We start from the raw sequence: 22,503 nt of genomic DNA, 5'->3' as shown, positions 1-22,503 counted from the left end.
TTTGATCTTACTCTTTCAAAGCTAACAAGCGAAAATGATCTCGCTAATTTATCACCTTTGTGAACTCGCTCCAAACATAAAATCCATACACTGTAAGGTGTTATGCCATAAATGCATGCGAATTAGAGCGCAGTCACGAGCTCGTGTATTGATTGAGTACTCTCGGTCAAGTTAGCTTTGTCCGACCAAACCATATTTTCTAACCATCCCTCGTAATTGGTGATAGCTCAAGCCAAGTAGCTCGGCTGCTTGTCGTTGATTAAACTTGGCTTCTTCCAATGCACGATTGAGTAAATGGATATCTTGTTCCTCTTGCCATTGTTTATAGTCTAGAGGGAATTGGATGGTGTTGCTTGATGCTTCCTCTTCTTGTTGCTCTGCTTGTGTTGCACTATGGCCAAGCGCGCTGAGCCAAACTGTTTCAAAAGGATTGAAAATTAGTTCATCAATTGGGTGAGCATTCAGACCATGTTGGTAAATCGCACGTTCAATCACGTTTTTTAGTTCGCGGACGTTACCGGGCCATTCATATTCAATAAGCGACTGCTGCGCTTTTGGGGTAAAACCGACAAAGTATTCCAGTTGCAGTTCACGACACATTTTCATCGCGTAGTGCTCTGCTAAAGAGAGAATGTCTTCTTTGCGCTCGCGAAGAGGGGGTAACATAATGACATCGAAGGCTAGCCTGTCGAGCAGATCTGCACGAAAATCACCTTGCTCTGCCAACTTTGGTAGGTCGGCATTGGTTGCACAAACAAGTCGAACATCCGCATTGAGAGCGGTATGACCGCCAACTCGTTCATATTCACCATATTCAATGACACGTAATAGCTTTTCTTGAACTAAAAGTGGTGCGGTTGCCAGCTCGTCAAGAAACAAAGTACCGCCCTCGGCACGCTCGAAACGCCCTTTATGCTTACCTTTAGAGCCCGTGAAGGAGCCGGATTCATGTCCAAACAATTCGGAATCTATTAGCCCTTCGCTTAATGTCGCACAGTTGAGTGATAGTAGTGGTTTATCCCAACGTCTTGATAAATAATGCAAACGCTGAGCGATGAGTTCTTTACCCGTACCTCGTTCACCAATGATGAGGACAGGGCGCTCAATGGGTGCAAGTTGTGATACTTTATCTAGTACAGCGAGAAAAGCAGGTGATTCACCAATCAGGTTTTGCTTCATAAAATCCTTCTTATTTAACAGCCGAGCCATGATTCAGGGATAGAGTTGGTAAATTTCACCAACAGTTGGTGAAAAACATCATAGCACAATAGTGTGTAACGACAACAAAATGAATAACACTCTGATTTAAAAGAAAATTATAAGTTGGCACGTTACTTGTTATAAATTCAGGGAGACACAAGGTTAATCACCACCTTGTCGAGTTTTAATAGGAAAAAAGAGGAGTTCCGTTATGGGTATTTTTTCTCGATTTGCAGATATCGTTAACTCAAACATCAGTGCATTACTGGACAAGGCGGAAGATCCTGAAAAAATGATCCGTCTTATCATTCAAGAAATGGAAGACACACTTGTTGAAGTGCGTACTAACTCGGCTAAAGCGATTGCAGACAAGAAAGAGTTGGCTCGTAAGGTTGAAACGTTAGAAGAGCAAATTGGCGAATGGGGCCAAAAAGCGAGCTTAGCATTAGTGAAAGAGCGTGAAGATCTAGCTCGTGCAGCGTTAATTGAAAAGCAAAAGCTAGAGCAAGTGATTAAAGGCCTCCACACTGAGCAAACCTTAGTGGAAGAAACGATCGATAAGCTTACTGGCGAGATTGGTAAGTTGGAAAGCAAAATTGCCGAAACGCGCGCAAAACAGCAAGCACTAGCAATTCGTAACCAAACTGCATCTAACCGTCGTGATGTGCAAAAACACCTGCACACTAGCCGCACTAATGAAGCGATGGCGAAATTTGAGCAGTACTCACGTAAAGTGGATGAAATGGAAGCGGAAGCAGACCTGTATGCTCAAACTGGTAATGCTAAATCGCTAGAACAAGAGTTTGCAGAGTTGCAGGCACAAGACGAAATTGAAAAAGAGTTGGCAAAACTGAAAGAACAGATGTCATCGAAAGATAAATAAGAAAGGAGCCATCTATGTCGGCATTTTTTATAGCAGGACCAGTGATTGTCTTTTTAATCTTTGTCGCTCCACTATGGCTCTTCTTACACTATCGCAGCAAACGCAAAACAGATAGTGCACTGTCGAGCCAAGATTTAGAGCGCCTTCAGGTACTATCTGAAAAAGCGGAAGCGATGCAGTCCCGAGTTGATACATTGGAGCGCATCTTGGATGCTGAGTCACCAACATGGAGACGAAAGTATGAATAATCGAGAACTGTATCGTGATCCAGTAAATGGCAAAATCTCCGGTGTTTGCGCCGGAATTGCCAACTACTTTGGTGCAGAAGTTTGGTTGATTCGTATTGTAGTGATTTCTGCAGCGCTGTTAGGTGGTACGTTTTTGGTATTGTTAGCGTACATCGCGATGGCGTTTATGTTAGAAAAGCAACCAGTAACGTATTCTGAAAATATCAGAGCGCAGCAAGAGCATACGCTCAAAAGTAAGCCTTGGCAGAAAGGGCAAAGCCCTGATCAACTGCTCAGTGTGTTGGAAAGGGATTTTGACCGTCTTGATGGCAAAATTCGTAACATGGAAGCGTATGTTACGTCTGATACATATAGGGTGAACAGAGAATTCAGTAAGCTCTAGGCATTTTGTATCCAAAGAAGATTTAACTGAAGCAGGCATAAAGCCTGCTTTTTTATCACAAATTACTAATTTTAAAGCACTATTAATCTTTTCTGCTCTGGAAGTTCGTTCAAAATTCATCTACTTTAAAAATAATCCCCCAATTTTTATGGATGAATGTAATGAGAAAATTGCTCATTCCTATTGCCATCTCGGCTGTCTTGTCGGGGTGCGGTAAAGAACTTCCTCCTGTTCCTGAACCTGAATCGCGCCCTGCGAAGCTATTTACAGTATCTGTTGGCAATGCCCAGTTTGAGCGACATTTTCCTGCCACGACGGAAGCTGGCGATAGAGCAGTACTGACATTTCGAGTTCCTGGGCTTCTTCAAACGATAGAAGTGAATGAAGGTCAAGTCGTCAGTAAAGGTGATGTTTTGGCATCATTAAACCCAGATGAATATTCTCTGCTCGAACAGCAAGCTCGGGCAAATTTTTTGCTCGCAGATGTGCAATACAAGCGATACCAAAAGCTACGTAAAGACCAAGTAGTATCTGAGCAAGATTTTGATGAGGCAAAAGCGAATCACAACTCGGCAAAAGCTCAATGGAATCAAGCAAAGGCAAACTTAAGGTATACCAAACTTGTCGCGCCATATGATGGCACTATTTCGTACATTCCAGCAGAAAACCATGAATATGTTGCCGCGAAAGAAGGGGTGATGAATATTCAGTCCAACCAACTCCTCAAAGTGATATTCCAAATCCCAGACTATCTTCTAAATCGTTACACGCAGGGGAGCGATGTCTCTGCCAGAATGATATTTGATGCGTTCCCCGAGCGAGCCTTTGACTTAACCTTTCAGGAAATCGATACAGAAGCCGATCCTAAAACGGGCAGTTACAAAGTCACGATGGTCATGGAGCGACCAGCAGAAATAGGCCTTTTGCCGGGAATGTCTGGCAATGCTTACCTCCTGTCCAAAAGTGCAGGAGCGACAAAGATTCCTAACTCCGCGTTGCTAGAAGAGAACGGCAAAACATACGTTTGGCGTGTCGATGAGCAAGGCATTGTGTCCAAAGCCGCAATTGAGATGAATGACAAAAATCAAGTGTTAGCCGGGCTTAGCGATGGCGACCAAATCATTATCTCGGGTGTCAGTGTAATTGAACCCGGAATTAAGGTAAGAGCGTGGATTAAGGAAAGAGGGTTGTAATATGAAAGGAATCATCTCTCTAGCGACTTTACTTTCAACGCTTTTTCTCGTTGGCTGTGGGGATAAGGCGCCAGAAAAAGAGCTCGAAACGCCACGAGTTAGAGTTACGTCATTAGCGGGAAACAAGGTGGACGACAACTTGTACTTCCCTGCGGTTGCGAATGCAGCGGATCGCTCTCATTTGAGCTTCAGAGTGGCAGGAGAAGTCAGCCGCATCATGGTAAAAGAGGGCGACAAAGTCACGAAGGGTGATGTTATTGCAACGCTAGATCCCACGGACTATGAGTTGGATGTAGATAATGCGAGTGCGCGTTTTTCTGTTGTCGACAGTCAGTATCGCCGCTCACGCCCTTTGGTTGATAAAGGCCTATTAGCTAAGTCTCAGTTTGATGAAATTGCAGCACAACGACAAATCGCCTTAGCTGAGCTTCAGTTAGCCAAACTTCGTCTATCATTTACTGCCTTAAAAGCGCCCGTGGATGGGATTATTTCGCGAGTTAATATCGACCAATTCGAAAATGTTCAAGTCGGACAGCATATCGTTAATATTCACAGCTTGGAGCGAGTCGAAGTGTTGATTCAGCTTCCAGACCGCCTCTATGTGAACCAACCGCCAACGGAAGAAAGACTCACAGCGATCAAAGCATTGGTGCGCGTGCCCAGCGGTAACGAATATAACGCGACGGTAAAAGAATTTACGACCGAACCCGATCCAACAACAGGTACGTTTACTGTCACACTGTCGCTTCCTATGCCGGAAGAAGAGTACATCCTAGATGGTATGGCTGTTGAGGTAACGTCTAAAGACGAGAATGTTGGGCTTGATCTCAACCTAGGAATTAATGTCCCTATCGAAGCCATTTTTAATGCGGACGGTGACGAGCTGGGGCGCGAAAACAAATTTGTTTGGGTACTGAATGACGACAATACGGTATCGCGCAAACAGGTGCGAGCAGGTAAGGCATCTAAAACGTCCATTCAAATCCTTGATGGTCTCATGCTCAAAGACAAAGTCGTGATTGCCGGTGTTTCTCGATTAAGGGATGGCATGAAAGTGGAAGTGATACAGGAAATGGCTACGCAGGAGGCCGGTCTATGAGCGATCTTAATAAATCAGTGCCTCAAAGTGATGATGATGTGACCGGTATTGCTGCGTACTTCATCCGCAATCGCGTCATCAGTTGGATGGTCGCACTGATATTTTTGATTGGTGGTATCGCCGCATTCTTTGGTTTAGGGCGTCTTGAGGACCCTGCTTTTACTATTAAAGATGCGATGGTAGTGACCTCTTACCCTGGTGCGACACCGCAACAAGTCGAAGAAGAAGTGACGTACCCAATCGAAAAAGCGATTCAGCAGCTTACTTATGTTGATGAAGTAAATTCGATTTCTAGCCGGGGATTATCGCAAATCACGGTCACGATGAAGAACAATTATGGCCCTGATGATCTACCACAAATTTGGGATGAGTTGCGCCGTAAAGTGAACGACCTTAAAGGGACGTTGCCTCCAGGTGTGAATGAACCTCAAGTGATCGATGATTTTGGTGATGTTTACGGGATTTTGTTAGCGGTGACTGGCGACGGTTATAGCTATAAAGAGCTACTGGATTACGTCGATTACTTACGCCGAGAGCTCGAACTGGTTGATGGTGTGAGTAAAGTTTCGGTATCCGGGCAACAGCAAGAGCAAGTTTTCATCGAAGTATCGATGAAAAAGCTGAGCAGTATAGGTCTTGCTCCGGATACCGTGTTTAATCTTCTTTCGACGCAAAACGTGGTTTCTGACGCAGGAGCGATCAGAATTGGTGACGAGTACATCAGAATTCAGCCGACTGGCGAGTTCCAGAGTGTGGAGGAGCTGGGTGATTTGTTGATTACTGAGTCGGGCGCTCAGGGGCTCATTTTCTTGAAAGATGTGGCGGAAATAAAACGCGGGTATGTAGAAGTACCGAGTAATATTATTAATTTTAACGGAAGTCTTGCACTAAACGTCGGCGTTTCTTTTGCTGAAGGCGTCAATGTGGTTGAAGTCGGAAAAGCATTTGATCATCGCCTTGCCGAGCTAAAGTACCAACAACCTGTCGGTATCGAAATTTCCGAAATTTACAGTCAGCCTAAAGAGGTGGATAAATCGGTTAGCGGTTTTGTTGTCAGCTTAGCTCAAGCAGTCGGTATCGTTATTATCGTACTTCTGTTCTTTATGGGGCTACGTTCGGGGCTACTTATTGGTTTAATCTTGCTGCTGACGGTATTGGGTACGTTCATTTTCATGAAGTATCTCGCGATAGATTTGCAGCGGATTTCATTAGGTGCCTTGGTTATCGCGTTAGGTATGCTGGTGGACAATGCCATCGTTGTGGTTGAGGGGATTTTGATTGGTACTCAAAAAGGGCGAACTCGACTCCAAGCAGCGACCGACATTGTTACCCAAACAAAGTGGCCATTACTTGGGGCAACTGTGATTGCGGTAACTGCATTTGCGCCAATTGGACTGTCTGAAGACTCGACGGGCGAATACTGTGGCACTTTATTTACGGTTCTGCTGATCTCTTTAATGTTGAGCTGGTTTACCGCTATTTCGTTGACACCATTCTTTGCTGACATCTTCTTTAAAGGCCAGAAGATTAAACAAGGTGAAGGGGAAGAAAATGATCCATATAACGGGGTTATTTTCGTTATTTATAAAAAGTTTCTTCAGTTTTGTATGCGTCGTGCTTGGTTTACCGTTGTGGTGCTGATTGCGGGATTAGCGGCAAGTGTTTACGGGTTCACCTTTGTGAAGCAAGCGTTTTTCCCATCTTCGACAACGCCGATTTTTCAGTTAGATGTATGGATGCCAGAAGGAACTGATATTCGAGCAACCAACACAACGCTTAAAGAGTTAGAAAGTTGGTTAGCTAAGCAAGAGCATGTTGACCATATCACGACGACCGCGGGTAAAGGCTTACAGCGCTTCATGTTAACGTACGCGCCAGAGAAAAGTTATGCGGCTTATGGTGAGATAACCACTCGTATGGAAAACTACGAAGCGTTAAAACCATTAATGGCGAAGTTTCGAGAGTATTTAAAAGCCAACTACCCAGAAATCAATTACAAGCTCAAACAGATTGAGTTAGGCCCTGGTGGTGGTGCAAAAATTGAAGCGCGCATTATTGGTTCAGATCCAACCGTCCTTCGTACGATAGCCGCTCAGGTCAAGGACATCATGTACGCCGATCCTCAGGCAACAAATATCAGGCATGATTGGCGTGAACGAACCCAAGTTCTTGAACCGCAGTTTAACGAGAGTCAGGCACGTCGCTATGGCATTACAAAATCAGATGTCGATGACTTCTTGTCTATGTCATTCTCTGGAATGACGATAGGCCTTTACCGAGACGGCACGACGCTCATGCCTATCGTGGCTCGCTTACCTGAAGATGAACGTATTGATATTCGTAACATCGAAGGCATGAAAATATGGAGTCCAGCACAGAGTGAGTTTATTCCACTTCAACAAGTCACAATGGGTTACGACATGCGTTGGGAGGATCCTATTATTGTGCGTAAGAACCGTAAGCGTATGCTCACTGTGATGGCAGACCCTGATATTCTAGGTGAAGAAACCGCATCGACGTTGCAACAACGTTTACAGCCCCAAATCGAAGCGATTCAAATGCCTCCTGGCTATTCACTAGAGTGGGGTGGTGAATACGAATCTTCTGGTGATGCTCAAGAGTCGCTGTTTACTACCATGCCAATGGGGTACTTGTTCATGTTCTTGATCACTGTATTCCTATTTAACTCTATCAAAGAGCCACTCATTGTTTGGCTTACCGTGCCGCTGGCGTTAATTGGCGTCACCACAGGTTTGTTGGCACTCAACACGCCGTTTGGTTTTATGGCATTGCTCGGCTTCTTAAGCTTATCGGGAATGGTGCTCAAAAATGGCATCGTATTACTGGACCAAATTGAAATTGAAATGAAGTCCGGTAAAGAGGCTTATGACGCGGTTGTTGATGCTGCGGTAAGTCGCGTCCGTCCCGTTTGTATGGCTGCTATCACGACGATCCTTGGTATGATCCCACTGTTGCCAGATATTTTCTTCAAACCAATGGCGGTTACGATTATGTTTGGTTTGGGTTTTGCGACAGTCCTGACACTGATTGTCGTGCCAGTGTTGTATCGTTTGTTCCATAAAGTGGCAGTACCGAAACAGGCTTAGTGCTACTGATATAACGATGAAAAGTATTGCGCCTCTAGCTCATCAGTTAGAGGCGCTTTTTAAGGAAGAATAATGACAGAACAAAAAACGTGTGCGTGGGCGATGAATCACCCATTAGAGCGCGAATATCATGATTCCGAATGGGGCGTGCCAGTATATGACGACCAAGTCCTGTTTGAATTTATTACTTTGGAAGGTGCGCAAGCTGGTCTTAGTTGGATCACCATCCTTAAAAAGCGCGAAGGTTACAGAGAAGCGTTCGAGAATTACGATCTAGATGCGTTGGAACAAAGAAATGAAGAACGCGCTGAATACATCGTGGAAAACTTCGATGTTGTGAGACATCGCGGAAAGATTAACTCGGTATTCAGTAATGCCAAAGCGGCCAAAGCGTTAATTGCTGAATACGGGAGTTTATCAGACGCGTTGTGGCAGTTCGTGGACGGTGAACCAATCGTCAATCAATGGCAACATATGAGTGACGTACCAGCTTCGACAGAGCAATCCAAAGCCATGAGTAAATTCCTAAAAAAGAAAGGCTTCAAGTTTGTCGGTGAAACCATCTGTTATGCTTTCATGCAAGCCGTCGGCATGGTGGATGACCATATCGTTGGATGTCCTAAAAAGCAGAATAAGTAACGTTTGGCGATTAAGCTAATGTTGTTAGTTCTGGCTATCATGAATACGTTCCAAAGCTTCGATTCGACGCCATTGAGTGGTATCGAAGCTTTGTTTTCTTAAAGCAATGATTTCTGCCTGTTTTTCGTCTTGCCCTAGAAAATCTCTATTCAGAATATTTTGACGCTGCTTTAAGTAAGTGGCGAGTTGAGTCTCAAATGATGCTCTTTGCTCATCAAGCTTTTGCAGCCTCTGCGCTCCGGCATCTCCTACCAGAGCAACACGGGCGATGTACTTGTCTTGTGAATCAAGCTGAGAAGCTTGCTCGAGCTGCTTTGCTAATGCGTTATTGCGTTCACTTTCTCGTATGTAATCCGGTTGTTCTGATAACGCTTGATTGAGAAGGTGTTCTTGACTCTCGATATCCGATGCCTGTGTTTTAATCGTCAGCTTTTCTAAAGCAAGTTGGCGAAGTCGGTTTTCTTCGTCAAACAATTGGGTTATCTGCGCCTCGCTAAAGTATTGAAGCTGTAAGTTCAGTATTGCTTCATTCAGCATGGTTAACTGTTCAAGCGTTAGGTGGTTGTGCTCAAAAGGCTCTAATGCAGAGAGTGCTTGCTTGTAGGAAAGGTAGGTTTGAAAAAGTTTGGCATCAATATTCAGAGTTTGCTTTGCTAAAGTGTCATCATTAACTTCCGCTTTGATCGTATCGAGATCTTCTTCGCCCAGCCGGCTAAGAGAATATTCGAAGAAATCTTTTGGGGAAGAGACATCGGCGGCTATATCTTGCTGAGATAGCGAATGGTTAGAGGTTATCTCTTGTTGTTTGTCGCTTTGCAACAGAGAAAGTGCTCCCACGCCAAATATCGAGAGCAGGATAAAAGTGGTGAGAGCGACTTTCTTCATTGTGATGACCTCTTATAAACCTTGAAGTTTGAGACGATTTGCATGTTGGCGATAAAGCGTGACTGGATCGGTTTCAAAAAGATGATGAATACCGAGTAGGCCGTTAATTTCATCCAAATGGTTCATTTGATAATCATCACGTATGACTTTGCCCAAATGTGTGCTGCACGCACCAACTAAGCCATCATTTGGCCCATCAAAGGCTAAGCCAAGTACCATCATGGCAGCGTCGGTCGGATCGAAAACGTTTGTAAAAGTGGATGATCCGGTCCATGAGTAGTAATAAACGCCATTTGAAGCCAGCAAGTCACCATTACCACATTCACTGGTAGGGACTCCCTCCGGGTAGTGTTGGTTAAACGCTAATGATCCTTCCGTGGTTAATGCTGCTAGTGAGGCTAAAGGGTCTTGGTCGAGATCAGAACCACCTGATAGAAGATTAATAAGAGTAGTTAAGCCTTGCGCCAGTTTTACCGCGAGCTGCTCACTACCCGAACCCTCAGATACGGTGCCACGAACTAAATCGGCTACTTTAGACCCTTTATTAACGCCTCCTATACTCGTAACTGATGCGACTAGGTCAGGACGGACAGAGGCAACATAGCGCGTTGTTGGACCACCATGACTGTGACCAATGAGATTGACTTTCTCTGCGCCTGTTGCTGCAAGTAAGGTTTCTACTTGAGCAAGCAGTTGCTCCCCTCGAACTTCGCTGCTATTGGTCGCGGATACCTGTGCAACATAAACCGTAGCGCCATCTTTTGTTAAGGAATGTGGTATTCCGAAAAAGTAATCAACGCCTGCCAGGGTATCAAAACCAAACAAACCGTGAACCAGAACAATTGGATACTTGGTTTGGGTATAACCTGTTGCAGCGTATACGGAGGTTATTGGGACGGTAACTAAGGTAAAAAGTATTAGCGCTATAAATTTGAGTTTCAAAACTATCTCCTTGTGGTATGACCTCTTATGAATGATAAAAAGTAGGAGAGAAACTCTAAATTTGGAAAGCCTATTTGTGGCACATTATTTCATTCTGTGACTGCTCAATTGAAAAACAACACAAATGATTAACATCAATTAATGGCTCGGGTGAATGTTAGTTAATTCTAATTAAGTCAGGGGTTTATAAAAACGCCCCGCAATGCAGGGCGATTCAATCTTTGTTATAGGGAGACTTCTTTTTCAAGCATTAAGGCGTTATAACGCGCAAAACCAGCCTCTAAATCAGCGATCAAGTCATTTACGTCTTCTAAGCCAATATGAATACGAACCAAAGTGCCTTCAAAGTGTGGGTGAGCTATGGTTCTCAGGCTGTTAAAGCTCTTAGGTTCGTTAGCTAGAATGAGGCTTTCATAACCGCCCCAAGAGTAACCCATACTGAAGTGTTTCATGCCATCAAGCAGAGCCGTCGTCGCTTTTGGATAAGACGTTTTGAGAACAAATGAAAACAAGCCGTTTCCACCTGTGAAGTCTCGTTTGAAAAACTCATGGCCAGGATTTGTTTCTAAAGCGGGATGGCGGACATGATCAACTTCTGGGCGAGAAGCGAGCCACTGAGCGACTTTTAAACTGCTTTCTGCGTGCTGTCTTAGGCGAACATCCAACGTGCGAATACCTCGAAGACCTAGGTATGCGTCGTCAGGAGAAACGCACTGACCCATCAGGTAGCTTTGTTCACGAAGCTGATCCCAATACTTTTCAGAAGCAACAGCAGTACCTAGCATGACATCTGAATGTCCAACGATATACTTAGTCGCCGCTTGAATGGAAATGTCTACGCCATGCTCGAAAGGAGAGAAGTTCACGCCAGCTCCCCATGTGTTGTCAAGCATCACAATGATATCTTGCTCGTGGGCAATGCGCGCTAATGTAGGTACATCTTGGACTTCCATGGTTATTGAACCAGGAGATTCCAAGAAAAGGACTTTGGTATTCGGCTGAATCAAGTCTCGGATACCTTCACCGATCATTGGGTCATAATAGGTGGTTTCGATGCCCATCTTTTTCATGATGGTGTTACAAAAGTCACGAGTTGGTTCGTAACAAGTGTCCACCATTAGAATGTGATCGCCAGTTTCAACGAAAGAGAGGATGGCATTTGAAATTGCTGCCGTTCCACAAGGGTAAAGCGCGCAACCAGCTCCACCTTCAATCTCAACCATTGCGTCTTGGAAAGCAAAGTGCGTGTTGGTGCCTCGGCGACCATAAAACAACGTTTTGTTTGCACGATTAATGGTGGCTTGGTTCTTTTCTGCAACTGTATTGAATACCACAGTTGAAGCGCGTTGAACGGGTGGGTTTACAACACCATTTGTCCACTTTTTATCGCGGCCAGCGGTAATGAGTTTGGTTTTTTTTCCCTCTGACATAAAAGTTCCCTGTCTTAAATATTGCGGTTTGGAATATTTAAAACATGGACGACGTAGGTTATGCAAGGGAAAAGTCAACTATCAGCCAATAACAGCCAAGATGAAAGGTAATGATGTCGAGAGGTTTCGTGTAGATAGGGAGCTAAAAGAACAAACCTCCAGCAGGATGCATGTAGCGCTGGAGGTTTTTTTAGCCTGTGTATTTGAGGTATTAGAGGAGTGGATTGAAGAGATAGAACACTCGCTCTAAGAACCGAGAAAATAGGCTCCTTTTCTCCCATTCTTCCAATACAACAGTGTGAGATTGCTTAATATAGCTATCTTGTAACCAAGACATTTGCTTGGTGAACTCTTCGTCGTCAACGGCGAGGGTCACTTCGAAGTTCAGCCACAAGCTGCGCATATCCATGTTTACGGTGCCAACTAAACAGAATTGGTCGTCAATTACGACAGATTTTGTATGCAGCAAACCACCATAAAACTCATAAATCTTGACCCCTGAACTCAAGAGCTCACTATAAAAAGCGCGTGACGCCCATTGCACCATCATAGAGTCATTTTTATGTGGAATAACGAGTTCAACGTCAATGCCTCGTTGTGCTGTCATCTTTAACGTTTCGAGTAAATCAGCATTGGGCACGAAATATGGTGTTGTGATTCGTACCGAGCGATTGGCTTGGTTTATTGCCAATGTTAATACTTGATAGATCAGATATTCCGGCATACCTGGGCCAGAAGGCACAACCTGAATAGGGTGTTGGAATTCACTCTCATCGATCTTGCATTCAGGTAGTCTTGGTAAATGACGTTCGCCAGTTTCGACTTCCCAATCCCAACAGTGGATGGCACTCAATACGTTTACCGTTGGTCCTGTAATACGAACCATGATATCCACCCAATGCCCAACGCCACTATTTTGCTTGAAGTAAGCCGGGTCAACCAAGTTCATTGAACCTGTATAAGCAATTTCATCATCAATTACGATGATCTTGCGATGCTGGCGAAGATCAAGACGACGTAAGAAAATACGCCACATCTTCACTTCTAACGCTTGAATAACTTCAATTCCAGCATCCTGCATCATTCGATACCAAGGACTTCTGAAAAAACGCGGGCTACCTGCTGAATCGAGCAATAGCTTGACATTTACGCCGCGTTTAGCCGCTCGGATAAGTGCAGAAGCGACAGAGTCAGCCAAACCACCTGGATGCCAAATGTAGAATACCATTCGAATACTGCTCTGCGCGTTTTCGATGTCTTCAATAATGGAATGCAAAATCTCATTAGGTGACTGTTGCAGCGACAATGTATTACCGCTCAATGCGGGAAGACCAAGGCGGTTGTTACATAGTTCATCAATTCGGTAGATGTGCCTTCCCATCGTTTCTGGGTTGTGCGCGTTACAGTCGTTAAGCTGACTGAACCACTTCTCGAATGGTGTAAACATCTCTTTTGCGCGTTCGGCCCGTTTTCTGCCTAAGTTCAGTTCACCGAAGAGGAAATAACACGCGACACCCAGAACGGGAAGGATATAAATGATCATTAGCCAAGCTAAAGACACGCTCACTGCACGGCGCTTTAAAACGACACGAATGGTCACACCTGCGACCAATAACCAATATAGCCCGATGCCAGCTAAAGTAAGAAAGTGATAAAACTTGTCCATATACGCTCAGAGTAATATGCCCTTCTAGGATATTAAGCATAAAAGTGGGTTGGGGGAATAGATTTCCCATTTAGACATGGGATTGACCTTATATGAGGAACGAATTTCATAACAGCTGATTCTGTTATTTTAATGTGAAAAATAAGGTCATTCTTTAACTTTTGAACAAAAAAGCAGCATTTAACCTGCGTAACTCGACACTTGTGCGATAAATGTACTTTTTTGGGGTTCCAATTTTAAAGGGGAGCTGCTTTACTTTCTAGACATAGTGCGTCGAACGCTTATTTTATAAGTGTACAATAATTTTTACATAAACTTTTTAGACGCCTATCTCTATGCATACACAACAAACTAATTTTGGAGAAAAAGCGTGGCTACAACTAATACAGCAGCACCACGTGATACGTGGGGGTCTAAACTAGGCTTCGTAATGGCAGCAGCGGGTTCCGCTGTCGGTTTAGGCAATATATGGAAATTCCCTTACACAGCAGGTGAGAGTGGCGGCGGTGCATTCGTTGCTATCTATCTTATCTTTGTAATTTTTATCGGCTTTAGCGTGATGCTGACAGAGTTCGCTATTGGTCGTAAGACAGGTCTTTCTGCCGTAGGTGCATTCAAAACAACTGACCGACGCTGGACGTTCACTGGCGTTATGGGAGTCTTCAGTGGTCTTTTGATCATGGGCTTCTACCCTGTGGTTGGTGGTTGGGCATTGGCCTACATCTTTAAAGTGGGTGGTGGTCTACTCAGCGCGCCAGAAGCAATTGGCGACAGCTTTGGCGGTTTCATCTCAGATCCGATTCAACCTTTAATGTGGATGGGTGTTTACCTGTTCCTTAACGTCATGATTGTGATGAAAGGGATCTCGGGTGGTATTGAGAAAGCTGGTAAGGTTCTGATGCCGCTTCTGTTCTTAATCCTAATCGTTGTTTCTGTTAAAGGCTTGATGCTGCCAGGTGCAATGGCGGGCCTTGAGTTCTTATTCATGCCGGACTTTTCTAAAGTCGACAGCAACGTAGTTCTTGCTGCACTAGGGCAGGCGTTCTTCTCACTTAGCTTAGGTATGGGTTGTATGATGACGTACGGTTCTTACCTGAAGAAGAAAGAGAACCTAGTTCAAACAACCGGTATGGTTACTGCGATGGATACAGGTGTCGCGATTCTTGCTGGTGTTGCTATGTTCCCAGCAATGTTTGCCTTTGGCATGGAGCCTGCAGCAGGCCCTGGTCTTGTATTCGTTGTCGTTCCTCAGCTATTTGCTGAAATGGGCGGAGTGATTGGGTTGCTATTCGCGTTGCTATTTTTCATCGGTTTGACGGTGGCGGCATTAACTTCTTCAGTATCACTATTGGAAGTTGTCGTGTCTTACCTAATCGACGAGAAAGGCATGAAGCGCTCTAACGCAGTTCTGTCTGCAAGCGCAGTTATGGCGGCATTATGTATTTTTGCGTCACTATCGTTAGGTGGAATGGGACCAACGCTGTTTGGTACCGGTGCCTTTGATATCTTCGACTTGCTAACGGACAAAATCTTCCTAGCGGTTGGTGGTATGTTGGTTTGTATCTTTGCTGGATGGCGCCTAAGCCGTGCTGAGCTAGAAAAAGAGATCACTAATGACGGCGAAGTATCCTTCCCGCTATTTGGATTGTGGTACAACCTAGTTAAATACCTGATTCCTGTTGCGATTGCTATTGTTGCCTTCATGGGGATTAAGTCTGGCTTTGACAGTGGCAAAGGTGAAATCATGCTGCTGGGTATCGCAATCATTGGTCTTGCTGGCATTTTCTCGAAGAAGCTTTAGCAAAGACCTTGGGGGCAAGCCTCGATAGCTTTGTCCGATAACTTATGTATACTGCTGGCTCCAAACGTGGAGCCAGTTTTTTATGTTCGATATTCTACATACCCATCCCGATTTTCTGATCATCAATAAGCATCCCAACGTCTCTGTTCATAAAGACGATGGCGACACAATGCTGCTGCAAGAAGTGGCTAAGCAGAGTGGTGATCAGCAGCTCTATCTTATCCATCGCTTGGATAAAATGACATCGGGTATTCTGCTCCTCGGACGCAACGCCAAAGCGGCCAGTGCGTTATCGCAAGCCTTCGCTGACCGCCAAGTAGAAAAGTTCTACCTAGCGATTGGCTCTAAAAAGCCGAAAAAGAAACAAGGTTTGGTCGTTGGTGATATGGAGCGTTCGCGCCGTTCATCATGGAAGCTGGTCAACAGCAAAAATAACCCAGCCGTCACCCAGTTTTTCTCTCTTGCGGCAGAGCCCGGAGAGCGCCTATTTTTATGTAAGCCACACACTGGTAAAACGCATCAAATCCGCGTGGCATTAAAATCGGTTGGCTCAGGCATTGTTGGCGACCCGATTTACAATGCAGGCAATGAGGCTGATCGCGGTTATCTGCATGCATTTTCACTTTGCTTCCAATACCGAGATGAGCAATGTCGCTTTGTTTGCGATCCACGAGAATACAAAGTGCTTGGTAACAAATGGCACAGTGAAATCGTCTCTCAGGGTTTGGATACTTGGCTTTCCCCTTGGGAACTGAACTGGCCTACGATCAAATAACCGTCACAAAGAAAACTAATAAGAGAACTCGATGCAAGCATCACAACTTCCGCTGTTTTTTCAGCATCTAGAAACCGAGCTCGCGCAAGCTCCGAATGAAATTCGTCGACTGTTTCACGGTCGTGGCCGTCGTTTTGAAGGTCTAGAGCAAATCACCTGTGACTGGTTACAAGGTCAGTTGATCATCAACTTGTTTAAAGAAGTCGACGACGCGTTTCTCGCTGAGCTGAAAAGCGGCCTGAATGCGTTGGCACAATCACAACTGTGGGCAGACAAGCAAGGTCGCACCATGGTTCTTCAGCACCGTTATGCCGATGGTGCGCCTTCAGAAGTGCTTGTCGGTGAATTAGACGCTCGCCCTGTCGTTGAAGAAAGCGGCTTGAAATACCAATTGGATATTGGCCGCAACCAAAACTTCGGTCTGTTTTTGGACATGCGCTACGGTCGTGATTGGGTTCGCGAAAATGCGAAGCATAAAAACGTGCTCAACTTGTTTGCTTACACGTGTGGCTTTTCTGTCGCTGCCATTGCGGGTGGCGCAGATAAAGTGGTTAACGTCGACATGGCAAAAGCGTCGCTGTCTAAAGGTCGTGAGAACCACAAGCTAAATGGTCATAACATCAACCAGGTAAGCTTTATGGGGCACGATATCTTTAAATCGTGGGGTAAGATTAAAAAATCTGGTCAGTATGACTTGATTATCATCGATCCGCCTTCATTCCAGAAAGGCAGCTTTGCGCTGACGAAAGATTACAAAAAGATTCTACGTCGATTGCCGGATTTGTTGGCAGAAGGCGGTCAAGTGATGGCATGTGTGAACTCGCCATCTGTGACAAGCGACTTCTTGATTGAAAGCATGAAAGAAGAAGCGCCAGAGTTGACATTCCGTGAGCGTCTGGATAACCCACCAGAGTTTATGGACGTAGACAGCGAAGCTGCATTGAAAGTGTTGTTATTTAGCTAAAAGACTTTTGTTGCAACAGAAGTAACATCAAAAAAAGCGCCGCGAAACAACTAGACAGACGTATCGCGGCGCTTTTTTGTATTTGGAAAATTAACCAATCTGCAGTTCAAGATCCGCTTCGATGGTTGATGAGCAGGCGAGCACATAGCCTTGTTCAATTTCTTCTGGCGTTAATGTTTCTAGGCTGGTGGAAGAGACGCTGCCTTGACGAACCTTGCATTTGCACGAGCCACAAATGCCGCTACGACAAGCGACGATTAATGGTAAACCTGCGCCTTCAAGCACATCGGCCAGTACCTGACCTTTTTGCGCATCGATGGTTTGAGCAAAGTCAGGAACAGAAACACGAACAACTTCATCGGAGACCGATGTTTCTGCGCCAGTCGCTGGCGTAAAACTCTCTTGGTAGAAGTTCGTCATGTCAAAACCAAGGTCATTCAAATAGCCGTGAACATCTTGCATAAACTGGCTTGGACCACACAGGTAAACGGTGCGCTGTTTGAAATCAGGAACAAGCTCTTTAAGCCAGTCGGCATTCAAACGACCTTGTGGGTGTGACGTTCCTTCGCGGTTTTTCAGCAACAGCTTTAAATGGAAGTTGGGATACACAGCGTCGAACGTTTCTAGCTGATCGTAGTAAATCGTCTCTTCTGGGCTGCGTGCGATATGAAGAAATGCGATGTCCACATCGTTGTCGTTTTCATCTTGATTATTCAGCCAGTGTTTTGCCATCGAAAATACGGGCGTGACGCCGCAACCTGCACTGATAAGCAAGGCTTTTGTTTCGCCATTACGTAAAACGGGTGGGTGGTCAATGCAGTTAAACTCGCCCGCTGGTGGTAATGCTTGAACGGTATCACCAAGCAGCAGCGAGTCAACGATGTAGTTCGATACTTTACCGCCAGATACTCGTTTGATGGTGAGTTGAAGGTGATCGTCTTCATTGATCGAGCTGATTGAATAGGCACGAAACTCCATTTTTCCATCAATTTCGACGCCCAAGTTAATAAACTGGCCAGGCTTAAACTGAAACAGAAGTGATTCGGTTAGTTCGGCCAATTTGATGCTGACGGTGTCGTGTGTTTCGAAGTATTTGTCGATGCAACGGAGTGTGACGGGTTGGTTACCTTGCCATTCAAAAAACATAACAATCTCTTTGGTTGTGGCTATTTTTAGTTCGAAATAGATAGCGCCTCCACGTAAGGAGGCGCGTAACAAGCAGGTTTATTAAGCTGCTAGGATGGCTTTTAGATCATCCTGAACATTGCCAATACTGCGCATATCGAACTTCTCTTGGATGATGGCGATTAGGTTTGGCGTTAGGAATGCCGGTGCAGTAGGGCCTGTGTAAATGCCTTTCACGCCCAATGCAAATAGCGTTAGCAAGATAACGATCGCTTTTTGCTCGAACCAAGAAAGCACAAGCGTGAGTGGTAGCTCATTGATGTCACAGTCAAACTCTTTCGCCAGTGCAAGTGCAAGCTGGATTGCAGAGTAAGCATCGTTACATTGGCCCACATCCAATAGGCGAGGGATGCCGTTGATATCTCCGAACGTATTCTTGTTGAAGCGGAACTTACCACACGCCAAGGTCAGGATTAGCGTATCTTCTGGCGCTTCAGCCGTAAAATCGGTGTAGTAGCTGCGTTCCGCTTTATCACCATCACAACCGCCGACTAGGAAGAAGTGTTTGATGTTGCCTTGCTTCACTTGGTCGATAACCGCAGGGGCGGCGTTCATCAGTGCATTGCGACCAAAACCAACCGTGATGTGGTGTTCGATTTCATCGTGTTGGAAGCCGTCTTGCGCTAGAGCACATTCAATCACTTGGCTAAAATCATCGCCTTCGATGTGAGCTACACCAGGCCAGCCAACAATACTACGAGTGAATAAACGGTCTGCGTATTGACCCACATTTGGATTCAACAAACAGTTTGACGTCATTACGATTGCGCCAGGGAAGTTTGCGAATTCTTTCTGCTGGTTTTGCCATGCGCTGCCGTAGTTACCGACAAGATGAGGGTATTTCTTCAGCTCTGGGTAGCCGTGTGCAGGCAGCATTTCACCGTTGGTGTAAACGTTGATGCCTTTGCCTTCGGTTTGTTGCAGGATTTTTTCTAGGTCATGCAAATCATGGCCAGAGACAAGAATACATTTGCCTTTTACTGGTTTGACGTTCACCGTGGTTGGTTCTGGATGGCCGAAGGTCGTTGTTTCGCCTTGGTCGAGCATTTCCATCACTTTGTAGTTCATCAGGCCAATACGCATTGAGCAATCAAGTAGTTCGCCAAGATCTTCAGGATCGGTGCCCAACCACGCCATTATTTCATGGTATTCGGCATATATATCGTTGTTGGTTTGCTCAAGAACGCGTGCGTGCTCCATGTATGCTGCGGCACCCTTAAGGCCGTATAGGCAAAGTAGGCGTAGGCCAATAACATCTTCATGTACTTGGTCCTTACCACGGTTAACCGCGACTTGAGGAGCAAAAGCTAAGATCGCTTCTGCGCTGTTTGGTAGCTCGAAGTTGGCAACGGCAGGAATGTCAGTAAGGTTGGTGTTTGACAAAGTCGCAGCAGACATTACTTGCTCTTTTAACAATGCTTTGTACGTTGCCGCTTGAGAAGTTAGCTCTAGGACACGTTCAGGGTCAAAGTTTACGTTCGTCAATGTAGAGAAAAATGCCTTTGGTGCCCATTGGTTGATTTGATCGTTAATGGTGTTGAATTCAAGTGCTTTTGATGCCCAAAAAGAAACCCCTTGCAGTGTGTAAACCAACACGTCTTGAAGGTCAGATACTTCAGAAGTTTTACCACACATGCCTTGTGCAAAAGAACAACCTTTAACAGCAGGGGTTTGAATTGTCTGTTCGCATTGAATACAGAACATATTGGGTTCTCCAGTGATTGTTTTAATATTCGTGATGTTGACCACTAGAGAGCAGAATACGTGCCAATTATTATCTTGTTGATTTTTAATGATTTTATTTGTTTTTGATAGGGCGAGTGATGTAATTAAGACAACGTAAATGATGTCTTAATTACATCAGCTTCTTGTGGTCGGTTATTTATTGATCCCGAGCTTTTTACCCATCCGATATAAGTTCCCGCGATCCATTTGTAAAAACTCCGCTGCTTTTGCCCAAACGCCACCAGTTTGGCTCAAAGCATGTTCAATTAAATCACGTTGATAGCTTTCTATTAGCTCTCGCATTGGTTGGCTTTCTTTGGGTAAATAATGCGATGTGTTTTTTACATCATCGAGAGCCAATGAGGTGTCAAAATGGTTAAGCATGATCGTGCTTGCACCTTGTTGAATAGCGTGTAAAGCCGCGCGAGTTAAAGTGTGTTCGAGCTCGCGTACGTTTCCGTACCAAGGTAAAGACTCCAGTTGAGTCAACACTTTAGGGTGAACGTGCAGATTGGGCGCATTAAATTGTTGGCGTACTTTTTCTAACAGGTATCCTGCTAAAACGGGAATATCCCCGTCACGGGCACGCAGTGGGGGAACTTGGATTGGGAACACGTTTAAACGGTGGAAAAGGTCTGCTCGAAACGTGCCAGCTTCGACCTCTTTTTCTAATTGTCGATTGGTCGCGGCGATGATGCGCACATTGACCATCAAATGCTGATCGCTACCCACACGTTGCAGCTCGCCTTGCTGAATTACGCGCAGCAATTTTGCTTGCAAAATCATAGGCAGTTCGCCCACTTCATCAAGGAAAATCGTTCCACCGTCTGCCAGTTCAAACTTACCGGCACGGTGGCTATTAGCACCTGTAAATGCGCCTTTGACATGGCCAAACAGTTCACTCTCAGCCAGACCTTCAGGCAGGGCCGCACAGTTGACGTAAATCATCGGCTTATCGCTACGATGAGATTGCGCGTGTACCGAGTGCGCGACCAGTTCTTTACCAGTACCGGTCTCTCCTGTGATAAGTACTGCGTAATCTGATTGAGCAACAGTCGCAATGTTGTTTCGTAACTGGTTGATCTGTGGACTCAAACCTACCATTTCGCCATGTTGAGAGCGGGCTTGCTGGATAAGGGTTTGAGTGACGCTTTTTTGCTTCTGGTTTTGCGCTTTGAGCGCTTTTAACTGAGCAATGTTACGCAATGTCGCAGCGGTCAAAGCCGCAAAGGTTTCGATAGCGACAGGATCGATGCTATCAAACGCGCCCACCGTTAGTGCATCCATCGTTAGTGCGCCAACAAGTTGGCCTTCGACATACAAGCTAAAGCCCATGCAATCGTGAACATCAATGCATTGGTCTTCAGTTAATAGTGTGCCGTCGAAAGGATCCGGCAGTGAACAATCGGCATCGAAACGCACCGGTTCACGGCTATGAATAATGGCATCTAAGCGAGGGTGCGCCTTGGGGAAATAGCGACGACCTAAGACCGAGCTGGATAAGCCTTTTACCGCGACAGGAGTTAGAAAACCATCCTCATCGAAGATAAACAGGCAGCTCGCATCACATGGGAATACTTGCGCGACCCCATCAATGAGATTTTGATATTGCTGCTCGTGAGAGCGATTTGAGCTGAGGTTTAGCGCGATATTAAGGAGTACGTGGTCAACAGTCGGAGTCATAACAAGCCCAAAGTTATCTGGAATGGGCTCATGCTAGCAACTTGATGTCATTTGAACATCGAAAGGTGTGGGAGATTGATGTTCCATTGACGACGATCAAGTTTGATACGAAAAGAAACGCGCAAGTTAACAAGCCAGTGATGTGAGCTTGCGCGGGTTAGGTGTTTGAATTAAAGCAGGCCAAAGGTTTGGTTCGTCCGAATTAACGAGGAACGACTCTAGCGTCATTACCAGAAACATTGATTTGGACCGCTTGGCCTGGTTGGAAAATCATGTTTGGATTTGCTTCTTGAACAATAGAGATGATCTTTCCGTCCTCTAAACGAATGGTCAGATTCACGCCATTTCGTTTCGCGGTTGCTTCAGCCGCTTTGCTGCCTGCATAGCCACCCAATAGACCACCACCAATGGCAGCGATATCCGAGCCAGAACCGCCCCCAACTTTTGAGCCTAAGATCCCCCCCACGGCAGCACCAGCGATGGTGCCAATGGCATTGGATTGGGTAGAGGCATCAATGGTTACGGGTTCTACTTTTTCAACTGTGCCGTAATAAACCTGCTGAACTTTGCGAGTGTCGGATGAGCCGTATGCATCTCCGTACGGGTTAGGTGAGCTACAGCCGCCAAGCACGAGCGCACAAGTAATGGTGAGCAACATGCCTAAATTGATCTGTTTTTTCATATAGCCTCCGAATG

The 22,503-nt window shown here is 45.3% G+C and carries 19 protein-coding genes; 10 read left to right on the top strand and 9 right to left on the bottom strand.

Annotated features, from left to right (window positions below; all coding sequences use genetic code 11):
• Nucleotides 1–171: 171 nt before the first annotated feature.
• Nucleotides 172–1,179, bottom strand: a complete 1,008-nt coding sequence (gene pspF / locus R7P64_RS07030) for a phage shock protein operon transcriptional activator (protein ID WP_213973312.1) — start codon at nucleotides 1,177–1,179, stop codon at nucleotides 172–174.
• 232 nt (nucleotides 1,180–1,411) lie between these two features.
• Here pspF and pspA point away from each other — a divergent pair, with 232 nt between their 5' ends.
• From pspA to R7P64_RS06995, 7 genes are all read left to right on the top strand, one after another.
• The gene (gene pspA, locus R7P64_RS07025; RefSeq protein WP_005378119.1) at nucleotides 1,412–2,083 is read left to right on the top strand and encodes a phage shock protein PspA; all 672 of its coding nucleotides are present in this window, start codon (nucleotides 1,412–1,414) and stop codon (nucleotides 2,081–2,083) included.
• Nucleotides 2,084–2,097: 14 nt separating this feature from the next.
• On the top strand, nucleotides 2,098–2,331 hold the full coding sequence (pspB, locus tag R7P64_RS07020) for an envelope stress response membrane protein PspB (protein WP_005378117.1): 234 nt from the start codon (nucleotides 2,098–2,100) through the stop codon (nucleotides 2,329–2,331).
• Nucleotides 2,324–2,713 carry an envelope stress response membrane protein PspC gene (pspC, locus tag R7P64_RS07015; RefSeq protein ID WP_025766867.1) on the top strand — a complete coding sequence of 130 codons (390 nt, stop codon included), beginning with the start codon at nucleotides 2,324–2,326 and terminating at the stop codon, nucleotides 2,711–2,713. The genes pspB and pspC overlap by 8 nt, the downstream gene beginning before the upstream one ends.
• A gap of 161 nt (nucleotides 2,714–2,874) precedes the next feature.
• Nucleotides 2,875–3,906 carry an efflux RND transporter periplasmic adaptor subunit gene (locus tag R7P64_RS07010; RefSeq protein WP_213973311.1) on the top strand — a complete coding sequence of 344 codons (1,032 nt, stop codon included), beginning with the start codon at nucleotides 2,875–2,877 and terminating at the stop codon, nucleotides 3,904–3,906.
• 1 nt (nucleotide 3,907) lies between these two features.
• Nucleotides 3,908–5,005 (top strand): efflux RND transporter periplasmic adaptor subunit, encoded by a 1,098-nt coding sequence (locus R7P64_RS07005; protein WP_005378112.1) that lies wholly within the window; start codon nucleotides 3,908–3,910, stop codon nucleotides 5,003–5,005.
• Nucleotides 5,002–8,112: an efflux RND transporter permease subunit VmeI gene (vmeI, locus tag R7P64_RS07000; protein ID WP_318123302.1), complete on the top strand. Its 3,111-nt coding sequence runs from the start codon at nucleotides 5,002–5,004 to the stop codon at nucleotides 8,110–8,112. The genes R7P64_RS07005 and vmeI overlap by 4 nt, the downstream gene beginning before the upstream one ends.
• 72 nt (nucleotides 8,113–8,184) lie before the next feature.
• The gene (locus R7P64_RS06995) at nucleotides 8,185–8,751 is read left to right on the top strand and encodes a DNA-3-methyladenine glycosylase I (RefSeq protein ID WP_005378109.1); all 567 of its coding nucleotides are present in this window, start codon (nucleotides 8,185–8,187) and stop codon (nucleotides 8,749–8,751) included.
• Nucleotides 8,752–8,775: 24 nt separating this feature from the next.
• On the opposite strand, the gene R7P64_RS06990 is transcribed toward R7P64_RS06995, so the two are convergent.
• The 4 genes from R7P64_RS06990 to cls form a co-directional block, all read right to left on the bottom strand.
• Nucleotides 8,776–9,636 carry a lipase secretion chaperone gene (locus R7P64_RS06990; protein ID WP_213973310.1) on the bottom strand — a complete coding sequence of 287 codons (861 nt, stop codon included), beginning with the start codon at nucleotides 9,634–9,636 and terminating at the stop codon, nucleotides 8,776–8,778.
• Between the two features lie 12 nt (nucleotides 9,637–9,648).
• Complete coding sequence (locus tag R7P64_RS06985; RefSeq protein WP_213968609.1) at nucleotides 9,649–10,578, bottom strand: esterase/lipase family protein; 930 nt, start codon at nucleotides 10,576–10,578, stop codon at nucleotides 9,649–9,651.
• Between the two features lie 224 nt (nucleotides 10,579–10,802).
• Nucleotides 10,803–12,008 carry a cystathionine beta-lyase gene (locus R7P64_RS06980; protein WP_213872601.1) on the bottom strand — a complete coding sequence of 402 codons (1,206 nt, stop codon included), beginning with the start codon at nucleotides 12,006–12,008 and terminating at the stop codon, nucleotides 10,803–10,805.
• 211 nt (nucleotides 12,009–12,219) lie between these two features.
• On the bottom strand, nucleotides 12,220–13,674 hold the full coding sequence (gene cls / locus R7P64_RS06975) for a cardiolipin synthase (RefSeq protein ID WP_213973308.1): 1,455 nt from the start codon (nucleotides 13,672–13,674) through the stop codon (nucleotides 12,220–12,222).
• Nucleotides 13,675–14,104: 430 nt separating this feature from the next.
• Between cls and R7P64_RS06970 the strand changes: the two genes are divergently transcribed.
• The 3 genes from R7P64_RS06970 (at nucleotide 14,105) to R7P64_RS06960 (ending at nucleotide 17,214) form a co-directional block, all read left to right on the top strand.
• On the top strand, nucleotides 14,105–15,475 hold the full coding sequence (locus tag R7P64_RS06970; RefSeq protein ID WP_042522154.1) for a sodium-dependent transporter: 1,371 nt from the start codon (nucleotides 14,105–14,107) through the stop codon (nucleotides 15,473–15,475).
• Between the two features lie 82 nt (nucleotides 15,476–15,557).
• On the top strand, nucleotides 15,558–16,250 hold the full coding sequence (locus R7P64_RS06965; protein WP_104978990.1) for a TIGR01621 family pseudouridine synthase: 693 nt from the start codon (nucleotides 15,558–15,560) through the stop codon (nucleotides 16,248–16,250).
• 31 nt (nucleotides 16,251–16,281) lie between these two features.
• A complete protein-coding gene (locus tag R7P64_RS06960) occupies nucleotides 16,282–17,214 on the top strand; it encodes a class I SAM-dependent methyltransferase (protein WP_005462366.1) in 933 nt (310 codons plus the stop codon).
• A gap of 90 nt (nucleotides 17,215–17,304) precedes the next feature.
• Here R7P64_RS06960 and R7P64_RS06955 read toward each other — a convergent pair whose 3' ends face one another.
• The 4 genes from R7P64_RS06955 to R7P64_RS06940 form a co-directional block, all read right to left on the bottom strand.
• Complete coding sequence (locus R7P64_RS06955) at nucleotides 17,305–18,360, bottom strand: hybrid-cluster NAD(P)-dependent oxidoreductase (protein ID WP_213973306.1); 1,056 nt, start codon at nucleotides 18,358–18,360, stop codon at nucleotides 17,305–17,307.
• 81 nt (nucleotides 18,361–18,441) lie between these two features.
• Nucleotides 18,442–20,103 carry a hydroxylamine reductase gene (gene hcp / locus R7P64_RS06950; RefSeq protein WP_213969495.1) on the bottom strand — a complete coding sequence of 554 codons (1,662 nt, stop codon included), beginning with the start codon at nucleotides 20,101–20,103 and terminating at the stop codon, nucleotides 18,442–18,444.
• 174 nt (nucleotides 20,104–20,277) lie between these two features.
• A complete protein-coding gene (gene norR, locus R7P64_RS06945) occupies nucleotides 20,278–21,807 on the bottom strand; it encodes a nitric oxide reductase transcriptional regulator NorR (RefSeq protein ID WP_213969496.1) in 1,530 nt (509 codons plus the stop codon).
• 202 nt (nucleotides 21,808–22,009) lie between these two features.
• Nucleotides 22,010–22,489 (bottom strand): glycine zipper 2TM domain-containing protein, encoded by a 480-nt coding sequence (locus tag R7P64_RS06940; RefSeq protein WP_005386695.1) that lies wholly within the window; start codon nucleotides 22,487–22,489, stop codon nucleotides 22,010–22,012.
• Nucleotides 22,490–22,503 lie beyond the last annotated feature (14 nt).

The organism is Vibrio sp. 2304, assembly GCF_033339475.1.
GTDB classification, from domain to species: Bacteria; Pseudomonadota; Gammaproteobacteria; order Enterobacterales; family Vibrionaceae; genus Vibrio; species Vibrio alginolyticus.
Note: the sequence above shows the minus strand (reverse complement) of the source record. Positions and strands in the feature narration are given on the sequence as shown.